This is a genomic window from Sutcliffiella horikoshii, from assembly GCF_021991925.1.
GTDB lineage: Bacteria > Bacillota > Bacilli > Bacillales > Bacillaceae_I > Sutcliffiella_A > Sutcliffiella_A horikoshii_F.
Window position 1 is genome coordinate 345,068 of sequence record NZ_RXZI01000002.1, and the last position, 19,652, is coordinate 364,719.

The window sequence follows — 19,652 nt, forward strand, 5'->3', positions numbered from 1 at the left end:
ATAAAAACTGTAACTAATCATTTGCTCGGTACTAAAAATAGAATAAATTGTTTATGGCAGTATAGAAATGTAGTTAATGGCACTTAATTTATGTAAGGCCCGGAGGGTCGAAAGAAAAAAGAAAAAACCACTTGTCAACAATCCAAAATACACATACACTTCCTGTTGGGTACATTGAGTGCAGGAGGTATTTTAGGAGATGTTGGCAGTGGCCGAAATTAATTATTATATCAGAGAAGAGATAAACAATAAAGATTGCTTATATACAGATGTAGCAAGAAGGATGAATAGAGATGTAAGGACGATCAAGAAATATGCTGACATGGAGGACTTCAACGAACAGCCCAAGAGGAAACAAACCAGGAAGTCACCAGTCTTAGGTCCTGTAAAAGAGATTATTGATCTGTGGAAAAAAGAAGATTTGAAGCAGAAAAAGAAGTTTCGTAGAACCGCAAAAAGAATGTGGGAGTTGTTAAAGGAGCATCATGACTTCGCAGGTTCTGATCGTACAATAAGAGAATATGTTTCTATGAAAAAAAAGAGCTCCTTAAAAAAAGGGTCGAGGGGACAGGTCCCTTGACCCTTTATTGATTTAAAGCGTTAATTTTAAGGTGTGAATGTTACCTTTAACTTAGAGCGTGAGAGTCCATGAATATTGTGATCTTAACGGGTGTGTAGTTTGTATAAGGTAAGAACTACTGAACACCTTTTTCCTGCCCGAATCTATCTATATCAGCAAAGAAATTATAAGTAATGCGATCCTTTTACATCCAGCTTCGCATTACTTATCTAGTAAGGAATGATATCGTTTAATTGACTAGCATGGGATAACACTTTATAATAATATAGAACATACGTTCTGTATTATTCGCAATAGTTACTGCTCCGCAAGTTCATATGACTTTAAACATTCTCAAACTCTTCACTTCTATTTCATGTTTAGAACTCAATATCATTATGGAGGAGGAACAAGAATATGACCGTTAAAGTAACCACAGTTGGGTTAAAGGGGATGGATGGTTATCGGGTTTCTGTAGAGGTAAAGGTCATGCATGGACCAGAAAGTGTGGTTATTGTGGGGCTACCTGATGCTTCCGTGAAAGAGGCGAAGGAAAGAGTGGCTGCTGCATTGCGATCATGCCGTTATGAGGTGCCGGACCAAAAGGTAATAGTCAACTTATCACCTGCAGAGCAAAAGAAAAATGGCCCGATGTTTGATTTGGCGGTGGCAATTGGCCTATTAGGGGCAATGGGTGCGGTAAAAGAGGAGATTAAGGAGGATACGGGATTTATTGGTGCATTATCATTGGATGGCAATGTTCAGCCTGTAGAGGGGATGCTTCCGGCCGTATTAGCAGCAAGAAAAATTGGATTGAAGAAACTCTATTTACCCTATGATCCGAACTTACCAGCGATTGACTTTGAAAATGTAGAGTTAATCTATGTTACTTCTATACAGGATGTACTCGATCATTTAGCAGGCCAATCCATATTTTCCTTTGTTCCTTCTGAAAAAGAATCTTCCTTCCAAGAAACTACTTCTCCTGTAAGGTTTGAACAGATAATAGGTCATTCTTATCCTAAGCGTGCCATGGAAATAGCAGCTGCTGGTGGACATCACTTTTTTATGATTGGCCCTCCAGGCTGTGGAAAGAGCATGCTTGCTGAGAGTTTTACATCCATATTACCTGCGTTATCCAGCGAGGAAAGATTAGAAGTAATAAGTTTACACCATTTGAGTGGTGTTCCTCTATCCAATCAACATTCCCGCCCATTACGAGCTCCACATCATTCTGCATCCAGTGTATCTATTATTGGCGGAGGACAATATCCAAAACCCGGAGAAATTTCACTGGCACATCATGGGGTCTTGTTTTTAGATGAAATGGCAGAGTTCTCCAAAAAGACGTTGGACATGCTTCGTCAACCAATTGAAACAGGTACCGTTACCATAAGTCGAGCAAATGCAACGGTTAATTATCCGTCGCAGTTTACCTTAATTGGTGCAATGAATCCTTGTCCGTGTGGGTATCTGGGATCTGATAAATATTATTGTACATGTAGTCCCAAACAAATTTCAGCCTACCAGAATCGCCTATCCGGTCCCATCCGTGACAGATTGGATATCTTCTTAGACATTCAACCAGTTAACTTCCACACTACCATGCCTATTGGAGATACATCTGACATGGTATTAAAAAGGGTAACGGAAGCTAGAACACGTCAATACAACCGGTACGGAAACCAAGTTCTGAATGCATTAGTTTCATATGATACACTCCAGTCTGCTAGTCCATTAAGTTCCAGCCAACAACAGCTGCTTCGTCAAATTTCCTCAAAACAACACTTAAGTAACCGCGCCCAAGTCAAAATCATCCGTTTAGCCAGAACAATCTCTGACCTAGAAAATTCCGACACCATCACCGAGCAAAGTATCTGGGAGGCATTAAAGCTTCAAAATAGAAAGCAAAAAATGAATCATACCAAGAAAAGTGAAAAAATAACTCAGCTTTTATGAGGGGGAGTGCTTTTCCGTTGCCTAGAGAAGCAAGGAAGACAAGCAAAACTCATATGTATCACATCATGATAAGAGGAATCAATCGACAAACAATCTTTGAAGAGGAGGAAGATAAAGAAAGATTCTTGCTGACCTTAAAGAAATATCAAGAAAAAAGTAGCTATAAAGTCTATGCATATTGCCTAATGGATAATCACATCCATTTACTGATAAAAGAATCAGAGGACGAGCCTCTCTCCCTCGCAGTTAAGCGGATAAGTTCCAGCTACGTTTTCTGGTATAACTGGAAGTACCAACGAATTGGACACCTTTTTCAAGAGAGATATAAGAGCGAAACCATAGAAACAAAAGCCTATTTCCTAACAGTGCTTCGCTACATCCATCAAAACCCATTAAAAGCTGGCCTTGCTTCCTGCGTGTTCACCAGCAAGTGGACCAGCATCACAGAGTACCTTTCACACCCATCCATCATAGATACAAAACCAGTTTTCAAGCTCTTCTCCAAGAACCATCTCAAAGCACGTCACCTTTTCAAACAATACATGAGCAAACCCAATGACGACCAATGTCTAGACTATACATATAAATTAACCGATTCAGAAGTACGAGTGTACTTAAATGAACTGGGAATTACAAACAAAAATAAACTACAACATATGGATCCGTATGATCGAAACAGCATCTTAATTCAGTTAAAGAAAAAGAAAGGGATCTCTAACGGTCAAATCGCCAGAATTACCGGTATTTCAAAAAGTGTGATTCAGCGGCTGCAGTAAGATAAGGGGGGGAAGGACAGGTCCGTCGACCCAAGAAGGAATAAAGGGTGCAGGCTATCTTATTCATACCGCTTATACAGGAAGAAAAAAGTGAAGTATTTATTTTCTACTAAAAGGAACTTTCTTTTGAAGGTTCTTTTTTTATCTTGAGGGATGTAGTAACATAAAGCAATTCATAAATGAATCTGCAACAATTACAAAAAACAATGAATATTTACATGATGAAGACTATGAAACTCTATTACTTCAACTTCCCTTGTTGCATAATGAAACTGATGATAGGGGAGTTTTCGTGATAGACAACAGTACTATTTTTCTTAGACAACTTGTCCTTCACTTCTATTAATGCAACAACCTCTGCTTCATTAATAAGGTCATTATACTCATAAACTATATTACTACCATGTATTTCAATATCAACGGGTTCGTTTCCCAAAAAACTGATATCCAGTAATGAAAAGTATTGAGCTGAATAATAAAAATCCAATCAATTTAAATGATTTCATATCATTTACCCCCCTTTGCTTTTAAACTATCTTTGTCATAAGTTTTCAAATCGTAATAATTTAATACCCCTTGTTGCATGACAGCGACTGTACTACTTGAAGTTGGATGTGCCACACTAAGGGCATGTCGAAATTCATGAGTTGCAGTTTTTGTTCTTTTAGTAGTGGTATCAAGTAATGAATTTTTATATTGATAGACAATTGCCTTTACCCATCTATCACTAGTTGTTGCAAGTGAAGCCGAGGTACCAGTGTATGTTTTATATGGATACATCTTACCAAGGGCTCCAGAAGTTGGTGGTGCTGTAGAATTAAAATGAGTAACTACATTTGCTGTAGAACCATATTGATTTGTTGCACTTGAATAAGGTAGAGATGCTTTAGAACTAACCCCATTCCACTGTTTAGCAGCAGTACTTGCTCTGGATGATGACCCAGAGCCTACACCATAGGTTAGATGTCCAGTTCCAAATCCCCTGAAAAATGAGATGCATTCGATTGAGTTACAAGCGTTAAAGAAATAGTTGCGCAAAAAATGACACATAATAAGAGTGTTTTTCTAAATTTCGACATGTGTTAACCTCCAAATGATAAAATTAATATCTTCTCTTCAACCACTAAAAAACTAAAATAGTTAACAGTGAAAAAGTCTATATCTTGTTTTCTTCACTCCTTCACTGTTACTTTAGACTCCCAACGAAAAAAAATCATAGCATAATGATTTTAAAAAATACGTAAATATTCCTAAAATAATAGAAAATATTTTACAATATATTAATAAATTCAAGTTTATAATAAGTAGTTCACATGCTTAATTAAGAGAGTGGTAGAATAATCAAGCTAGCCTATCTCATTACTTCCGACCATTTATCAAAAAATTTACATTGGATTCATTTTTTACTAACATCTGCTTGATATGCTTGTAGTATAAAGACTTAAAGTTAAGGTGGGGGTTTGTATGAGGATAGCTGTAGCAGGTACAGGTTATGTAGGACTCTCCAATGCGTTGTTGTTAGCTCAACATCATGAGGTCATTGCAATAGATATAGATAAATCAAAGGTAGAGCTTCTAAATAAACGAATGTCTCCAATTGTTGATAAGGAAGTAGAAGACTTTCTTACAAGGCCAAATATCAAACTAAGAGCAACAACAGATCCAGAAATTGCTTACAAGGAAGCAGAATTCGTTATCATCGCCACTCCGACAAATTATGATTCAGAAAAAAACTATTTTAATACTAGCTCTGTGGAAACTGTTATAGAGACAGTTTTGAAAATAAACAAGGATTCCGTTATAGTCATTAAATCGACAGTACCTGTAGGATTTACAGCTAATACCAAACACAAATACAATACAAAAAATCTCATTTTCTCACCTGAATTCCTAAGAGAAGGAAAAGCTCTCTATGACATTTTATACCCTTCAAGAATCATTGTTGGTGAAAGGTCGGATCGGGCCAAGACATTTGCCGCCATCTTAGAAGAAGCATCTTGGAAAAGAAACGTACCTTTGTTGATGACAGATTCAACTGAAGCAGAAGCGATAAAACTTTTCTCAAACACTTATTTAGCCCTTCGTGTTGCCTACTTCAACGAACTCGATACATTTGCGGAAACAAAAGGCCTTGATACTAAGCAAATAATAGAAGGGGTCAGTCTTGATCCAAGAATAGGTAACTTCTACAATAACCCATCCTTTGGATATGGCGGTTACTGTCTGCCAAAAGACACTAAACAACTGAAGGCAAATTACAAAGACATCCCCAATAATATTATTGAAGCCGTTGTCTCAGCCAACAAAACTAGAAAAGACTTTATTGCCTCTCAAATATTAGAGAAAAAACCTCGTACAGTCGGAATTTTCCGGCTAACCATGAAGACGGGATCTGATAACTTCAGAGCCTCCTCTATCCTTGGAATAATGAATCGATTAGCCTCACAAGGAGTAGAAATCATTATCTATGAACCAGTTCTAAATCAAGAAATCTTTAAAGAATATGAAGTAATTAAGGAAATAGAGAGATTTAGAGCAAGAGCGGATATTATAATAACCAATAGAATGGAATCAGCTCTTAAAGACGTAAGTGAAAAAGTATATACACGAGATATTTTTTTCAGGGATTGAGTCTGTAGGGGATGCGGAGTTAATTTTCTTTCGGTAAAAACAATGGCTTTCCTAGGGAAAATGTTAGTTTGTTGAATTTTATTAGTATCTAACTCGATAATAAGCCCAGATTGTAATGATATGAACAATAAAAAAACAGGGTCAAGGGAACAGGTTACAGATCCCTCGACCCTCTTTCATTATAAAGCGTTAATTAAGGTATGGATATTACATTTGATTTAACGGTTGGTACATGGATACTACTCATCTCTCTCTCATATGCGTAATTGGTCAACAGCATTGGTTACTATTCTATAAGTTTTAAACTGTACCTAAGTAAGTTGCAATTTCAAATTAAAGTAGACCCTTATACGCCGCCACAAAATTCTCCAACACCAAAATCTGTATAAAAATGTGAATACTTCAAACCTGAACTCAACTGAACATACTCATTTCCTTTTGTAACTATCTAGTTATTTGACCTCCATCCACCCAAAAAAACACCTGTTTTTTCAACAGATGCTTCCCGGTTTATCAGCTTGCTTTATCCAAAAATGCCACCTTTTTCGTTTTTGCATTTTCACTAATGATGCTTTTAATTTTGGATCGTTCATCGGCATTAAGATACGCTTGCGGAAGTAAAATAGCTTTATTTTTTGAAACGAAAAATAATAAGGTAGTCTTGGTTTCATAGATTGAGAGGATATTATTCCAGGAGTAATGGGATTGGGCGCTTTCCAGGGTTTGAGTAATTCCATCCGGGCTTACCTCTAAATGAATGTCGTTGTGCATGCGCCGGTCACTCCTGTATTCTATTGCAGCCTTCCAATTAATAACGGTTAATAACAAAAACCAGGTGGCTATGATGACAATTACTGCAAACGATGCGATGAAAATGGTTATTTCCTTGAACAACAGCAGTGCTAAAAGAAGATAAATCACACCAACCCAAATCGGAAACAATACCTTTGCTTTTCTTGCGAGGAAATGGATATGGGCAATGAACATCTTTTCACTAATGAAGATGGTAAAGCTTATACCATCGGGGTTTTCTGGTTGTTTTCTTGTAATCGGCTCAGTGTGTTTAAGGGCAGCACCCTGAGAATTCCCATTTTCCTTAATGAGCTGACGCAAGCGCTGCATCTCATTTTTCAAAAGGAATTTTTGCGGAATGACGATTGCTTTGTTTTTTGATATGTAAAATAAAAACAGGTTTTTTGTTTCGTGGATGGAGAGAATGTCATCCCATCTTGTCAACATTTCTGACCTTCCCACTATTTGATATATTCCCTCTGCATTGATCGTGTAGAATACTTCTTGTTGCATGAGCGGATCACTTCTATATTCTTTGATCCCTTTCTTTGAGTACTTCTTCGATACCATAAACCAAACAATGGTGCCCATAAACAAATTGGCAAATAGCATGAAAATGATGGATACATCAGGTATTGCTATACGTAGTAAGAAAGAATAAAGTAAAATCGATATAATCACATACCAAATTCTTGTTTTGTTCGAGTGAAACACCATATATTCCTTCATTGCATCTTCACTTATTAAGCCACTTACTTTTATTTCGTTATTTTCCAAAAAACCACCTCTTTCCTATTAATTATAGCATGGTGAGGAGAGCGGAAGCAGGGCGACGGGCCACTACTTCCTCGCTTCCATAAAGTGACAATATAATTTGATTATCATTACCCTTCCTGTTAACATGAAAGTTATATGTAGAAAACTATTTTTAAACAAATGTTTGTTTAATCTTGTTTTTGGCATTGATATGTAAAGGATGAGGGGTGTGTGAGTTATATCGACTATTTTCGCATGGTATTGCGAAATAATTTTAAGGAGGCTGAGAGAATAGGGGGAGTGGACATATAGATCCAAAGAGGTAGCATAGCTTCGGAACCCACACTACCCAGAACAACCAAGGTTCTTACCACAGCACAACTCTTATACAAATCCATTTTTGGGTAAAGGTGCCTGTCTCCGTGACACCCTTGGCACTTTTAAAGCATTTGCTTCAGTTTCTCCACCACTTTTATATGGTCTTCTCTGTTATAAAGTTGAAAGATAAATGTTGCATTGTGATAGTGTTGCAGTATTTTTATTTTGTCACCATTTTGACGGAACAGGCTTTGGCCAGCCTGAACATATAGTGGCCCAAGGACAGATAAATCCTCCATTTTTAGAGATATCCGAATCCCTTCTAAGGCATAATGATGGGACTGCCCGTAGTCTTCCATAACGTAATATAGTTTGGAAATGTTAAAGTAAACCTTTAATTTCATTCTATGGTAGCCTTCCATATTAATTTCCTCCTTTAGGATTTCATTAAATATGGCAAGAGCCTGGGGATATTGTTCATTGTTTGCAAGTACGTTTCCTATACTATTTTTGATGCGGATATTCATAAATTGCTGTTTAACAGAATGATGGTTGCTATTCAGAAGGGCTTGTAATTGCTCGATGCATTCCTCCCAGGTTAGCCGCTTTAGTTCATAACTGGAAACTGCCAGTTGCCATTTCAAAAATAATTCCAATGATTCGTCCTTGTATCCTGTTTCTCTATTCAATTCATAGTTAGTGATTTCCAGTATATCTTCAAATTTATCCTGCTTAACCAACTGTTTAATGTAGGAATATGTATCGTTTATATATTGTTCCTGCCTGTAGGTGATTTTTTCTAGAAAATAATCCATTGATACCTGCAAACGCAATGAAAGGTAATATAAGATGTCGATGCTGGGAAACGTTCTCCCCGATTCAACCCCACTGATTGTTGCCTGCGTGCAAATTCCATCAGCCAAATCAGCTTGAGTAAGACCTTTGTTTTTGCGAATTCTCTTAATTTCTTCCCCAAGTAGCCTACTGTTTAGCAAAACCCTCACTCCTCCAAAGAAAAATATAACAAATTTTATATTTTTGAAGATTTGCCATGCCTAGACCAACATATTCCAAGAAAAACAGAAAGAAAGTACAGTTTTTTAAAAAATCAAACAATTTAACTTGCTATTATAATAATACTAGATAGAAGTAAAATTTTGGAGGGGTGTTATGAAAAATTTAGTAGCAAGTTTAGTCATATGTGCCATGATTTTTGGAGGAGTTATAAATGCAGGTAGTATTTCCCCAGATTTAGGAGCTCATGCAATTGATGGAGACGGACGTGACCATAAAGATGATCCAGGCATAGGTTGGAGATATTAAATACTAACTTCCCCCAAAAAGGGGGTTTTTTTATTTTTCGGTTTTAACTTATAAAAAAATATAAATAATCTTATATTTTACTATGATAATGAATGAATCACCTAAATATTATCAACAAAACTCATTTATTAGCCAGTAATTAGGAATTTCATGCAAAATCTTAATATGATAACTTATTTTCAAGAAGCTAACGCTATCGTATTTAGCTTTATTAAAAAGCGAAGGGAGGGAAATTTAGAGGTTTATGTTAGTGAGGAGAAGGGATGAATTTTTGTCACATCTCCGCTAAGAAGTCTAGAAGGGAGCCTGCTATAACCCTTCTAACAAAATGTTTAATATTTGATGAAAAGGAGGAGTTCAAATGAAGAAAATTTTAGTATCATTATTTTTCTCTGTCATTCTATTAGCTGGTGGTTTAATTCCTAGTGTGTCACATGCAAGCTCTGAATCGGTTGAAGAGGAAAAAATCGTTTTACAACAGTTAGAAGCTTTTGACAAGATTGATCAAGAAATTAAATCCAATACGATGGAGATTCAAGCTGATAAAGGGGTAAAAGATGGGGATGTAACTGTTATGGCTGGAACATATCCCACAAGGAAAGGTGTCATTTTAGTTACAAAAGATGGTAAATATGGCTCTTTAGTGGGGCATGCAGGTATTATATACTCTTCTACATCAACTGTAGAATCTTTCCCAAGTGGGGGGGTTGGTACGTATTCTAACAATTGGACAAAATACAGTACTGTGTATGGAGTAACTACTAGGGGAACTACTGCTACACAAGATGCAAATGTTGCGAACAGGGCTTATTCACACAGAGGAAAAGCTTACAACTGGGACTTTACAAATATCAATACAACTTCAAAATTTTACTGCTCACAATTAGTTTACGAGGGCTATAAGACTATTACAGGTTTGAACTTAAATCAAGGCGGAGGTATTGTATTTCCAATTGATTTAGTACAATCTTCACATACTTATACAATCTATTCTAAGTGAATCTGACTTCATTGAAATGAAGTTCATAGCTTGTAGACATAGTTTTGGTCTACAAGCTATGAATCTTTCTGAATTTACTAACTTTCATCTAGATATAATTTATCATTAATTCTTTATAGGGGGCAGACGGCATGTTCTTTGGACATTCTTCAAGTTTACTGGGTAAACTTTTTTTAAGCATCAGTTTGCTATTCCTCGTCACTTATTTGCAGGGATGCAGTCAAAAAGAAGTTAAAAGTATGGAAAAGTATGCGTATGGAGCCGTTTATACGGATATGTTTAATAAATCTGAAGTACATCTGTACGATAAAGATGGGAATTTTCTTCATAAACAATCGACTCCGTATAAGGGAATAACGATGGGAGCCTTTATGGAGGATTCCGTTACCTTGAATAACAAAATTTACTATACAAATCCGTTATCAGATAACGATTCCAATGATTTTATATTAGAGTTTGACAAAAAGAATTTGGAAGTTAAAAAGGTTGCTAACGGAAAAAAAGTTGCCCCTACTGTTTGGACTGTTGATGAGGAGTTTGCCTACATGGCTGGAGGGCCGTTAGAACAAAGTGACCTTACGAAGACGAACATCTCCACAGGTAAACAAATCGCTCACGTAGAGATAGAGGGTCAAGCTATTCATATACTGGAAGATTCTAACGTATTGTACTTATTAGCGATTATTCATACTAATCCCAACGATATTTATGGAATGATTAATGTAATAAATAAAGAAGATTTGTCTGTAGTAGACACGATTAAAATAGACAATCTAATGTTTTCATCTAGTATGAAGCTACTAGAGAACGATCTTTTTCTAGTTAAAACAAGTGACGGGATGGACAATGCCTCCAACGAGTTAATAAAGGTGAAGGTACAGGATCATAGTGTGGAAAATATCACGCTGCCAATAAACAACTTAAATGATATTCACATCCATGAAGAAGCAATTTATATCACACAAGGAAATATTAGAAGAGAGCCCTCCGACAAGAAAGTTGCAAAATATAACCTAGATTCCGGAGAAATAGATGTATTCACAACAGAAAATGAGAACAGCGTATCCTATATCCATGAGGATAAATTCGTTACATCCGATGGTAATGAATTGCAAGTCTATTCCTTAAAAAATTTCAAGAAAGAAGAAGATTTTCAATTGGAAAAATCGGATAAATATTTTGCATCTTTTTTTATCTATTAAGGAGTCGAGGGGAGAGGAGGGTCGAGGGGACAGGTCCCTCGACCCTAACCATCACTCCGAAACCTTCACTTCAATCGGCTCCGCAACCAAATTCCATTCCTGTCCAAGCATCGTAAAGGTATGTTTTACAAACACCTGTGCCGTACCTGGTGCCAGAGCAATAATCTCATTTCCTTCAATCCTTACTACCCCATTATCTCCAACGGTATAAAGTTCCGTCTCGATATTCACTTTCTCACCTGTCCGGTAACTTAGGAAGGCTTTAGCCTGGATGTTACGGGACTTGCCTACTTTCAAATTCGCTTTCTTAATAGGTGACTCAAGACTGATAGGCGATTCCGTCAGCCATTGCATGTAATCGGTAATTGGTCCGATCAAACCTTCTTTAAGCTTGTCCGCAAATGGATCTTCCTCCCGGAACGTCCAGTGCATGCTTAACATTCCTCGTTGTCTCATATAAGTAAGGAATTCTTCATATACACTGCCATAGCTTGCATTAAGGGTTACGTTTGCGCTAGTTCCGTAGTCTACAAGCTTCTTCGCATTGTCCAATTTAGCTTGTAGGGATCCTGGCACAGCGGCAGAGAATAAATAACCTGTTGCAAGGTTTGGCTGTAACTGGTTGAAGATCTTCATACTGTCTAAGCTAAAGTTCTGTACGACAACCTGATCCAGCATACCCTCTTCCAGAATCTCCGCATTAACCTTTTCCTCCATACCAGCAGCCTTCAATTCCACCAGAAGCACAACATCCTTACCTTTAAACTCCTGTAGAAACTCTCTAAAGGTCGGCACTGGTTCACCTGCAAACTCTTCACCAAACTTAATTCCTGCATCAAGCTGTTTAATTTCATCTAGTGTCAAATTGGCAACGGCACCTGTTCCGTTAGTGGTCCGATTAACCGTCGTATCATGCATAACAATAATATGGCCATCCTTTGTTTTATGAAGATCCGTTTCAATCATGTCCGCTTCCAGATCGTACGCTAATCGGTATCCGACCATCGTATTTTCAGGAGCAAGGGAAGGGACCCCGCGGTGGGCAGCGACCATAGGACGTTGAACGATCGTGTTTTCTGGATACTGGCTAAACGCCTCCGTAGCATACTCCGGATAATCTGTAATCATTCCATCCACACCTAAATGGATAAGCTCATGCGTGGAATTTAATGAATCTGCTCCAATCCCCCAAACGGCAACCATCCGGTTATGCAGGTAATGGACGATTTCCTTCGTCAGTAATTTTTGTGGGATTAACACAACCTTGCTTTCACTCGAATGCACTTGAAATGGCAATTCCCGCAAGTCATTCTTATTCAAAGAATTACCGCTATACACCAAACCACCACGGATTTTAGGGTTTAGGAATTTTATTTCCTCTATTATTGCAGCATTCGAGGAAACAACATGAACATCCGTTGTCTGGGTGGCATTCAGATTTTCAATGATCTGCTCCCCATATCCTTCTTGCTCCACCTGCAACACAGGAATCTTCTTATTTTTTATCTGCTGTAGTTGATCATGTAACGAAAGGCCGTTTGCTGTTAACTCCCCGTCAGCATTGCGTTCCACCACTAATAGGCTGGAAGCACTTTGGCTAGCATCACCTGTAAACCCCGCGCCAGTAATGATGGTAGGAGGGTTAATGATATTTGTCTCCGCTTCAACAGGAAGAAAGGCACCAGAATCTTCTATAGGTGGAAGAGCTTGCTTATATGTAGTGACCTGGACGTTGTCAAACTGCACAGTTGAGCCGCTTACCTGGAACCCCACATCCCCATTCATCCACTCCGTCGCATCCGCACTATCAATCACCAGCTCATTATTTACAAACTGCTGTACCCTGTTGCCACTAACTACTACTTTGAGGCGATAACTCTTATTGTAAACAAAGTTCACAGGATAGAAATTCGTCTGGGCAACAGCCCAAGCGTTGTTAAGTCTCTTTGCAAACTCCAACCCATTCAAAGCGCTTGTCCCTTTTCGTGCAGCAAACTGATAATAGTTATTAGCATCTTGAATCCGGAACATAATGGACGCCCAGCGTGCATCATTAACAGAAGAGAGGAAGGTTACATCCGCCTCCATCGTATAGTCTCCATACTCAGGATCAATTGGCGCTTTTACCACTGACGGGCTGGCAGTGGCAGGAGAGCTTAATACAAGCTTACCGTCTTGAACCTCACCACTACCCACGACAACCTCCCAGTTCTCAGGCAGCTGTCCATTTGAAACATCATCAAATGTTTCGTTTAGTAATTCACTATGATCCTGCTCGGCATGAACGCTCACTTGCGGCTGAAAGTTTATCAAACTAAGGGCTAGTGCGGACGAAACGACAATACTTCCGAAATTCTTAAAAGATTTCTTCTTCATGTTATTCCTCCTCTAACATAATGTAAGAGGGCAAATAAAAAGAGAAGAGCCGACCACGAAAATCCTTACTATAAGGATTTTAATGGGGTTCTTCTCTGTGTCTCTGCCCAATATTCATTTACATACTAAACTATATATAGTTATTTGAATTTTCTCAATAATTAATTTTACCTATGTTACCAACCATCTTCTCCTACAAAAGTAATATTCTTCAAATTATTTGCCATTTTTTGAAGGGGAAGGGCGAGCGATGTCGAATTGTACTATTATCAAAATAGAATGCTACATGCATCAGTGAGGGACTGAACTCTTTTTAAATAAATTCTTCATTACACTATATTTCTACTTCTATTTGTTGTATAATTTAGAAAAGTAAAATAATTTGGGTAGAGAATATAAGAGAAACCCTCAACGGATGCGCCTGCTATAGGCTTCTTTCGTTGTGTGGTTTCTCTTTTTATTTTGCCTGGAGGTGAAAGCGTATACAATACTAACTTTGCTAATCTTTGACCAGCTAAATGAAAAATTATGAGGGGGATTATTTTATGAAGAAAACATTATTAATCTTGATGGCATTAGTGTTGAGCGTAGGGCTTGTAGCCTGTGGATCGGATTCAAGCTCTTCTGATGGAAGTGTTGGCGAAGTAACATTGTACTCACCGGAAACACCTGATATGACCCGCGAACTTGCAGAAGCGTTTGAAGAAGCAACTGGTGGAAAAGTAAACGTACAATATGCTGGAACAAATATCTTAGTTAACCAAATGATTGCCGAAATGGATAACCCACAAGGCGATCTATGGTATGGCGGTGGAGGAATCCTTCCGTTTGAATCCGCGATCAAACACGGCTTCATTGAAAGCTACACACCGGAATCCGTGAAAGACTGGGAAGTATATGAGAATGGCATCAAAGTAAGACATGAAGACTGGAACTGGGTGGGCTTGGAGGTATTCGTACTTGGACTGATCTACAATACCGACCTAGTGGATGAAGCAGATCTACCGGAAACTTGGGATGATCTTTTAGACTCCAAGTGGGAAAAAGAATTACAGATTCCAAACCCTGCAGCATCTGGTACAGCGACACTGTTAGTGCTTAGTCAATTGATGGAAAAAGGCGAGGAAGAAGGCTGGAAGTATTTTGAGAAGCTGGTTCAACAGACAAATGCGATGCCAGATTCCGGTGGTGCACCTGCCAATGCCGTAGCTTCCGGGGAAGCATCCATTGGAGTGGGCTTTGACTTTATGGCCTACCAAATGAAAGACCGTGGGGAATCCGTTGATTTCCACATCCCGAAGAACACTCCTATTCTAGTAAACCCTGTTTCTATCGTAAAGGATGGACCTAACCCTGAAGGCGCAAAGAAATTCGTAGACTTTATGCTATCCAAGGAAGGACAACAAATCAAAGCGGATTGGTTCCACATCCCGATGCATCCAGAGGTTGAAGGTAAATCACCATTGACGCTTGAGGGACTTAAAGACAATGCCATGGAGCTTGATATCGACTGGGTAGTTGAAAACTACGACCGCGTACGTAACGAGTGGAGAGAGAAATTCCAATAATCTAAAGACAGACGGGGAGATAATCATATGGGTTCAGTACAGGTAGATAGATTAATCAAAAAATATAATGATGTGACAGCACTTAAAAACGTGAATATTGATATCCAAGAAGGCGAATTTTTCGCGCTTCTTGGCCCTTCAGGGTGTGGGAAAACAACAACCATGCGCTGTATCGCCGGATTTGAAAATCCTACTTCTGGAAACATCTATATCAATAACAAAGTAGTCAATAAATTGCCTGCAAACAAAAGAAATTGCGGGATGGTCTTTCAAAGTTATGCCCTTTTTCCTCATTACAATGTCTTTGAAAATGTCGCTTATGGATTAACCGTACGAGACTTTAATACGGGAAGCTTTTCCAAAAAGATCAATAGTTTTGCTAGGCTGATCAGCAAAAGACTTGCCAAGCCATCCAAAGAGGTAGAGAAAAAAGTGTTGGAAGCACTGGACTATGTGGAGCTTGGGCATCTGGCCGAGCGTGGAGTGAATGAACTATCAGGCGGACAACAGCAACGTGTGGCACTTGCAAGAGCGCTTGTGTTGGAGCCTTCCGTTTTGCTGATGGACGAGCCATTATCTAACCTGGATAAAAAGCTTCGTAACACGATGAGGACCACGATTAGAAGAATCCAGCAAGATGTCGGCATCACCACCATCTTTGTCACCCATGACCAAGAGGAAGCCATGAGTATGGCAGACAGAATTGCCGTCATGAAAGATGGGGAGATCATACAGGTTGCCACACCAACAGAGCTATACAGCAACCCGCGTTCCACCTTTGTCGCGGACTTTGTAGGGTCTTCCAACATTTTTGATGGAACGATAATCGGCTCTGATGAAAAAGGGACTGTGGTGAGAATAGGGGATTGGACCTTGCATTCTTCTGCCAAGACATCAAAGAAAGATGTGAAAGTCCTTATCCGCCCAGAAGGCATGAAACTTCACCGGATAAGCGAGGATCTCATCCATGGAAACGTCATGGAGGGGAAAGTCCTTCTTCATACGTATCTAGGTTCCAACATCCGCTACGATGTGAAAGTGGGCCACGCTGAGCTTGCCATTGAACATGTATACGTACCAGGCGACCCTATTTTAACAAGCGGGGAAATGGTGAAGGTGACAGTGGATTCGGAGAGGGTGCTATTGTTATGAAACCAGAACTGCAGGATCCATTGAAGGTCCAGACCCAGCCGCCTTCTCCTAAAAAAGAGAGACGCTCCATTTTTGAGAAAATTGATGGCCTATTCTTTATGAAGCTTCTGGTCATCCTTTTTTTCACACTCTTTTTGGTGCTTCCATTACTATCGGTTTTCCTTGTCAGTTTTACGGGCGCGCCGGTAAATATACTCGGCTCTCTCGTAAATCCTGATATACTCGCAACTAATATCGAGCGTTTTTCCAATGCATCACTTGATCACTACAAGAAGCTTTTGTCCGGGGGTACATACTTTAAAGCGCTCACTAATAGCTTGACCTTATCCCTTGGGGTTTCCACGTTGGTCATTTTTCTCTGCATCCCCATAGCCTATGGCTTTGCTAGAACAACCATGCCTTTCAAAAAGACATTTGCGGCCCTATGTACGATGCCGATCATCGTCCCGACCTTTATTTCCGCTGCAGGCTTTATCATCATGTTCGGCCGGACCGGATGGGTCAATACGATCTATCAGGAGCTCGGTGGAAGCGGCGTCCTGTTCAATGTCTATTCCATGACAGGGATTGTATTGGTTCAAATTTTCTTCTTTTTCCCATTCGCCCTGTGGCCAATGGTTGCAGCATTCAAATTGAGTGATATTTCCCTTGAGGAAGCATCCCAGAACCTTGGTTCAAGCAGCTGGATGAGCTTGGTGTTTGTGACATTCCCGCTTGCGATCCCGGGAATCATCTCAAGTGCTCTGCTGATATTCACCGTAAGCTTTTCTGATTTTGGTACGCCGATCATCTTGGCACCTGAAGGGCTCAACCTGATCGTGGTGGAAGCCTACAGGGAAATTTCCGGATTCTTCAACTGGGCTGGGGCCTCCATTTTAACCGTCGTAATGGTCTTGGTAGCTGGGGTCTTCTTCTGGATACAACGAAAAATCACGAAGAAGATGAATTACGGAACCTTATCGGGCAAACCTAAAGCCATCAAGCTAAACGACAACAAATGGGTAACAACAGGACTTACAATCTACACTGGCTTCATTATTTCCATCCCGCTGCTAGCGGTCCTTTCTGTCCTGATGCAATCTTTTGCGACCACTTGGGGAGCAGACCTTCTTCCAAGAGGTTTCACATTGGATCACTACCGGACTATTTTCTCAAGATCGACTAGTAACATCATGAACTCGATTATTCTTGCCATTGGTGCACTTGGCATCAGTGTGGTGGTTTCTACACTTGTCTCTTACTTTGTAGTACGACAAAATGCCGCAAAGCTGGACTTCATGTCCTCCATTCCGCTGATTGTACCTGGAATCGCACTTGGTATCGCCTATATCCAGACCTTCAATACCGCACCATTGCAACTGACGGGAACAGCAACGATCCTAATCATTGCTTATGCGATCCGACGTATGCCATATATGATCCGCTCCACAATGGGGACGATGATGTCCATCAAACCGGATATTGAAGAAGCATCCATCAACCTTGGGGCTTCCAGACTTTTGGCCATCATCACCGTCATTGGTCCATTGATGCTTCCGGGGATTGCTGCAGGATCCATCCTTGTGTTTGTAACAGTCATCAAGGAAACGAGTATCACGATCCTCATGGCGCCATCAAGCTGGGCACCGATGAGTTTAGTCGTATTCCAGAATCTACTCCGTGGAGAGGTCTATACCGCTTCTGCCATGGCCATTCTTATCATTGTCATCGTGCTTTTCCTGCAATTCCTTGCAACAAAAATTTCAAGGAATTCCTTGTACTAGGTGGTGTTAGGCATGAAAAAAGGATATATTTTCGACCTCGACGGCACTGTTTACCTTGGGGATAAAGAAATTGATGGCGCAGCAGAAACGATTCAACTGATAAAAGAGAGGGGAGACCAAGTAGTCTTCCTCTCCAATAACCCTGCCAATTCAAGACTTGCTTATAAAAGAAAGCTAGAAAAAATGGGCATAGATGTGGACCTCTATGAAATTATCAATTCAGGCTACGTTACTGCTAAGTACTTAAAGGAAGTCATGAAACCGGATGAAAGAGTATGGGTAATCGGCGAATCCCCTTTATATGAAGAACTGGATATGATGGAAGTGCCAATCACCCATGACCCCACAAAGGCAACGTATGCACTAGTGTCATGGGATAGGGACTTTACTTACGGAAAACTGACACAGGCCTTTCTCGCTTGGAAAAACGGAGCCAGCTTCCTTGCGACCAACCCGGACCGCACCTGCCCGGTTCCAGGAGGTCAAATTCCAGATTGCGGAGCCATTATCGGAGCGATTGAAGGTGCGACAGGGGACGCCATATCAACGATCATCGGAAAACCATCCCGAATCATGGCACAGGTCGCGGCAGATCATCTGAATATGGAATTGTGTGATTGTATCATGGTGGGAGACAGGCTAGAAACAGATATAAAAATGGGGAATGACGTGGGCATGCAAACGATTCTGGTCCTGACAGGGATAACGAAAAAAACGAGCATCAACTCGAACGTAGCTCAGCCCACTTACATTCTTAACAGCATTAAAGATATACCAAGACTAAAAGTAGAAGTATAAGGAAGGAAGGTGAAAAGATGGCTATCAATATCGTAGACATGGTTGATTCACAAGTGATTGCCGCAATAGACGCACCTGAAAAGATCCAAGAAGCCATTAACAGCAAAGCGAACATCGCCTTCCTCTTAACCGGCACTATCTTTACACTCCCAGACTACATAAAGCAGCTAAAACAAACAGGCATGTACGTGTTCCTACATTTAGATTTTATAGAAGGCATATCAAATGATAAAAGCGGCATCCAATACATCGCCCAAGTCCTACGACCGACAGGAATCATCACCACCAAGAACCACCTGATCAAATTTGCAAAGGAAGAGGGGCTGAATACCATCCAACGCCTCTTCCTGATCGACCACAACGCCATCAAAAAAGGCCAAAGAATGGTCGAAACATCCCAACCTGACGCAGTCGAAGTCCTGCCAGGCATCATGCCTCGAGTCATCTACAACCTGACCGAAACATTCCCCACCCCCATCATCGCCGGCGGACTCATCGAAAACGAAACCGAGATTCATGATTCCCTAAAGGCTGGTGCCTTAGCTATCTCCGTGGGTAACCCTGATTTGTGGAGGTGCGGGGTTTAGGGGGAAGGCACGCCGGTCAATTTTAGCTTTAAATTTGTAAATAGAAATTGGTTTTTTGGTGTAGGAAAGGAACGGTAAACGAAATCAAAACT

The 19,652-nt window shown here is 39.9% G+C and carries 17 protein-coding genes; 12 read left to right on the plus strand and 5 right to left on the minus strand.

The features are described from left to right. Positions 1-199 precede the first annotated feature (199 nt). The 3 genes from EKQ44_RS07060 to EKQ44_RS07070 all read left to right on the plus strand — a co-directional run bounded on the left by EKQ44_RS07060 (position 200) and on the right by EKQ44_RS07070 (position 3,294). Positions 200-580: a hypothetical protein gene (locus EKQ44_RS07060; protein ID WP_237662851.1), complete on the plus strand. Its 381-nt coding sequence runs from the start codon at positions 200-202 to the stop codon at positions 578-580. A gap of 396 nt (positions 581-976) precedes the next feature. Further along, positions 977-2,518, plus strand: a complete 1,542-nt coding sequence (locus EKQ44_RS07065) for a YifB family Mg chelatase-like AAA ATPase (protein WP_237662852.1) — start codon at positions 977-979, stop codon at positions 2,516-2,518. A 17-nt stretch (positions 2,519-2,535) separates the two neighbouring features. Continuing rightward, positions 2,536-3,294 (plus strand): transposase, encoded by a 759-nt coding sequence (locus EKQ44_RS07070; RefSeq protein WP_237662853.1) that lies wholly within the window; start codon positions 2,536-2,538, stop codon positions 3,292-3,294. A gap of 241 nt (positions 3,295-3,535) precedes the next feature. Here EKQ44_RS07070 and EKQ44_RS07075 read toward each other — a convergent pair whose 3' ends face one another. Next, complete coding sequence (locus EKQ44_RS07075) at positions 3,536-3,730, minus strand: hypothetical protein (RefSeq protein WP_237662854.1); 195 nt, start codon at positions 3,728-3,730, stop codon at positions 3,536-3,538. 71 nt (positions 3,731-3,801) lie between these two features. Next, positions 3,802-4,332: a hypothetical protein gene (locus tag EKQ44_RS07080; protein ID WP_237662855.1), complete on the minus strand. Its 531-nt coding sequence runs from the start codon at positions 4,330-4,332 to the stop codon at positions 3,802-3,804. Positions 4,333-4,758: 426 nt separating this feature from the next. Between EKQ44_RS07080 and EKQ44_RS07085 the strand changes: the two genes are divergently transcribed. Then, a complete protein-coding gene (locus EKQ44_RS07085; protein ID WP_237662856.1) occupies positions 4,759-5,925 on the plus strand; it encodes a nucleotide sugar dehydrogenase in 1,167 nt (388 codons plus the stop codon). Positions 5,926-6,438: 513 nt separating this feature from the next. Here the strand turns inward: EKQ44_RS07085 and EKQ44_RS07090 are convergent. Further along, entirely contained in the window at positions 6,439-7,494 is a 1,056-nt protein-coding gene (locus EKQ44_RS07090) for a YcxB family protein (protein ID WP_237662857.1), read from the minus strand. A gap of 419 nt (positions 7,495-7,913) precedes the next feature. Continuing rightward, a complete protein-coding gene (locus EKQ44_RS07095; RefSeq protein WP_237662858.1) occupies positions 7,914-8,786 on the minus strand; it encodes a helix-turn-helix domain-containing protein in 873 nt (290 codons plus the stop codon). Between the two features lie 175 nt (positions 8,787-8,961). On the opposite strand from EKQ44_RS07095, the gene EKQ44_RS07100 reads away from it, so the two are divergent. The 3 genes from EKQ44_RS07100 to EKQ44_RS07110 all read left to right on the plus strand — a co-directional run bounded on the left by EKQ44_RS07100 (position 8,962) and on the right by EKQ44_RS07110 (position 11,316). Further along, complete coding sequence (locus tag EKQ44_RS07100) at positions 8,962-9,114, plus strand: hypothetical protein (protein WP_237662859.1); 153 nt, start codon at positions 8,962-8,964, stop codon at positions 9,112-9,114. 361 nt (positions 9,115-9,475) lie between these two features. After that, a complete protein-coding gene (locus EKQ44_RS07105; RefSeq protein WP_237662860.1) occupies positions 9,476-10,114 on the plus strand; it encodes a YiiX/YebB-like N1pC/P60 family cysteine hydrolase in 639 nt (212 codons plus the stop codon). A 131-nt stretch (positions 10,115-10,245) separates the two neighbouring features. Further along, on the plus strand, positions 10,246-11,316 hold the full coding sequence (locus EKQ44_RS07110; protein WP_237662861.1) for a hypothetical protein: 1,071 nt from the start codon (positions 10,246-10,248) through the stop codon (positions 11,314-11,316). Positions 11,317-11,367: 51 nt separating this feature from the next. On the opposite strand, the gene EKQ44_RS07115 is transcribed toward EKQ44_RS07110, so the two are convergent. Beyond that, positions 11,368-13,692: a glycerophosphodiester phosphodiesterase family protein gene (locus EKQ44_RS07115; protein WP_237662862.1), complete on the minus strand. Its 2,325-nt coding sequence runs from the start codon at positions 13,690-13,692 to the stop codon at positions 11,368-11,370. Positions 13,693-14,237: 545 nt separating this feature from the next. Here EKQ44_RS07115 and EKQ44_RS07120 point away from each other — a divergent pair. From EKQ44_RS07120 to EKQ44_RS07140, 5 genes are read left to right on the plus strand one after another with little or no spacing between them, the layout of a single operon-like run. After that, complete coding sequence (locus EKQ44_RS07120) at positions 14,238-15,260, plus strand: extracellular solute-binding protein (protein WP_237662863.1); 1,023 nt, start codon at positions 14,238-14,240, stop codon at positions 15,258-15,260. Between the two features lie 27 nt (positions 15,261-15,287). Further along, positions 15,288-16,412: an ABC transporter ATP-binding protein gene (locus EKQ44_RS07125; RefSeq protein ID WP_237662864.1), complete on the plus strand. Its 1,125-nt coding sequence runs from the start codon at positions 15,288-15,290 to the stop codon at positions 16,410-16,412. Further along, positions 16,409-18,175, plus strand: coding sequence for an ABC transporter permease (locus EKQ44_RS07130; protein ID WP_237662865.1), 1,767 nt, complete (start codon positions 16,409-16,411; stop codon positions 18,173-18,175). The genes EKQ44_RS07125 and EKQ44_RS07130 overlap by 4 nt, the downstream gene beginning before the upstream one ends. Positions 18,176-18,187: 12 nt before the next feature. Next, positions 18,188-18,973 (plus strand): HAD-IIA family hydrolase, encoded by a 786-nt coding sequence (locus EKQ44_RS07135; protein ID WP_237662866.1) that lies wholly within the window; start codon positions 18,188-18,190, stop codon positions 18,971-18,973. Between the two features lie 17 nt (positions 18,974-18,990). Further along, positions 18,991-19,560: a glycerol-3-phosphate responsive antiterminator gene (locus tag EKQ44_RS07140; protein WP_237662867.1), complete on the plus strand. Its 570-nt coding sequence runs from the start codon at positions 18,991-18,993 to the stop codon at positions 19,558-19,560. The last annotated feature ends 92 nt before the right edge of the window (positions 19,561-19,652 follow it).

Coding starts and splice junctions, on each gene's coding strand:
- EKQ44_RS07120 (WP_237662863.1), top strand. CDS start 14,238: ATGAAGAAAACATTATTAATCTTGATGGCATTAGTGTTGAGCGTAGGG.
- EKQ44_RS07130 (WP_237662865.1), top strand. CDS start 16,409: ATGAAACCAGAACTGCAGGATCCATTGAAGGTCCAGACCCAGCCGCCT.
- EKQ44_RS07065 (WP_237662852.1), top strand. CDS start 977: ATGACCGTTAAAGTAACCACAGTTGGGTTAAAGGGGATGGATGGTTAT.
- EKQ44_RS07125 (WP_237662864.1), top strand. CDS start 15,288: ATGGGTTCAGTACAGGTAGATAGATTAATCAAAAAATATAATGATGTG.
- EKQ44_RS07060 (WP_237662851.1), top strand. CDS start 200: ATGTTGGCAGTGGCCGAAATTAATTATTATATCAGAGAAGAGATAAAC.
- EKQ44_RS07100 (WP_237662859.1), top strand. CDS start 8,962: ATGAAAAATTTAGTAGCAAGTTTAGTCATATGTGCCATGATTTTTGGA.
- EKQ44_RS07105 (WP_237662860.1), top strand. CDS start 9,476: ATGAAGAAAATTTTAGTATCATTATTTTTCTCTGTCATTCTATTAGCT.
- EKQ44_RS07135 (WP_237662866.1), top strand. CDS start 18,188: ATGAAAAAAGGATATATTTTCGACCTCGACGGCACTGTTTACCTTGGG.
- EKQ44_RS07085 (WP_237662856.1), top strand. CDS start 4,759: ATGAGGATAGCTGTAGCAGGTACAGGTTATGTAGGACTCTCCAATGCG.
- EKQ44_RS07110 (WP_237662861.1), top strand. CDS start 10,246: ATGTTCTTTGGACATTCTTCAAGTTTACTGGGTAAACTTTTTTTAAGC.
- EKQ44_RS07115 (WP_237662862.1), bottom strand. CDS start 13,692: ATGAAGAAGAAATCTTTTAAGAATTTCGGAAGTATTGTCGTTTCGTCC.
- EKQ44_RS07140 (WP_237662867.1), top strand. CDS start 18,991: ATGGCTATCAATATCGTAGACATGGTTGATTCACAAGTGATTGCCGCA.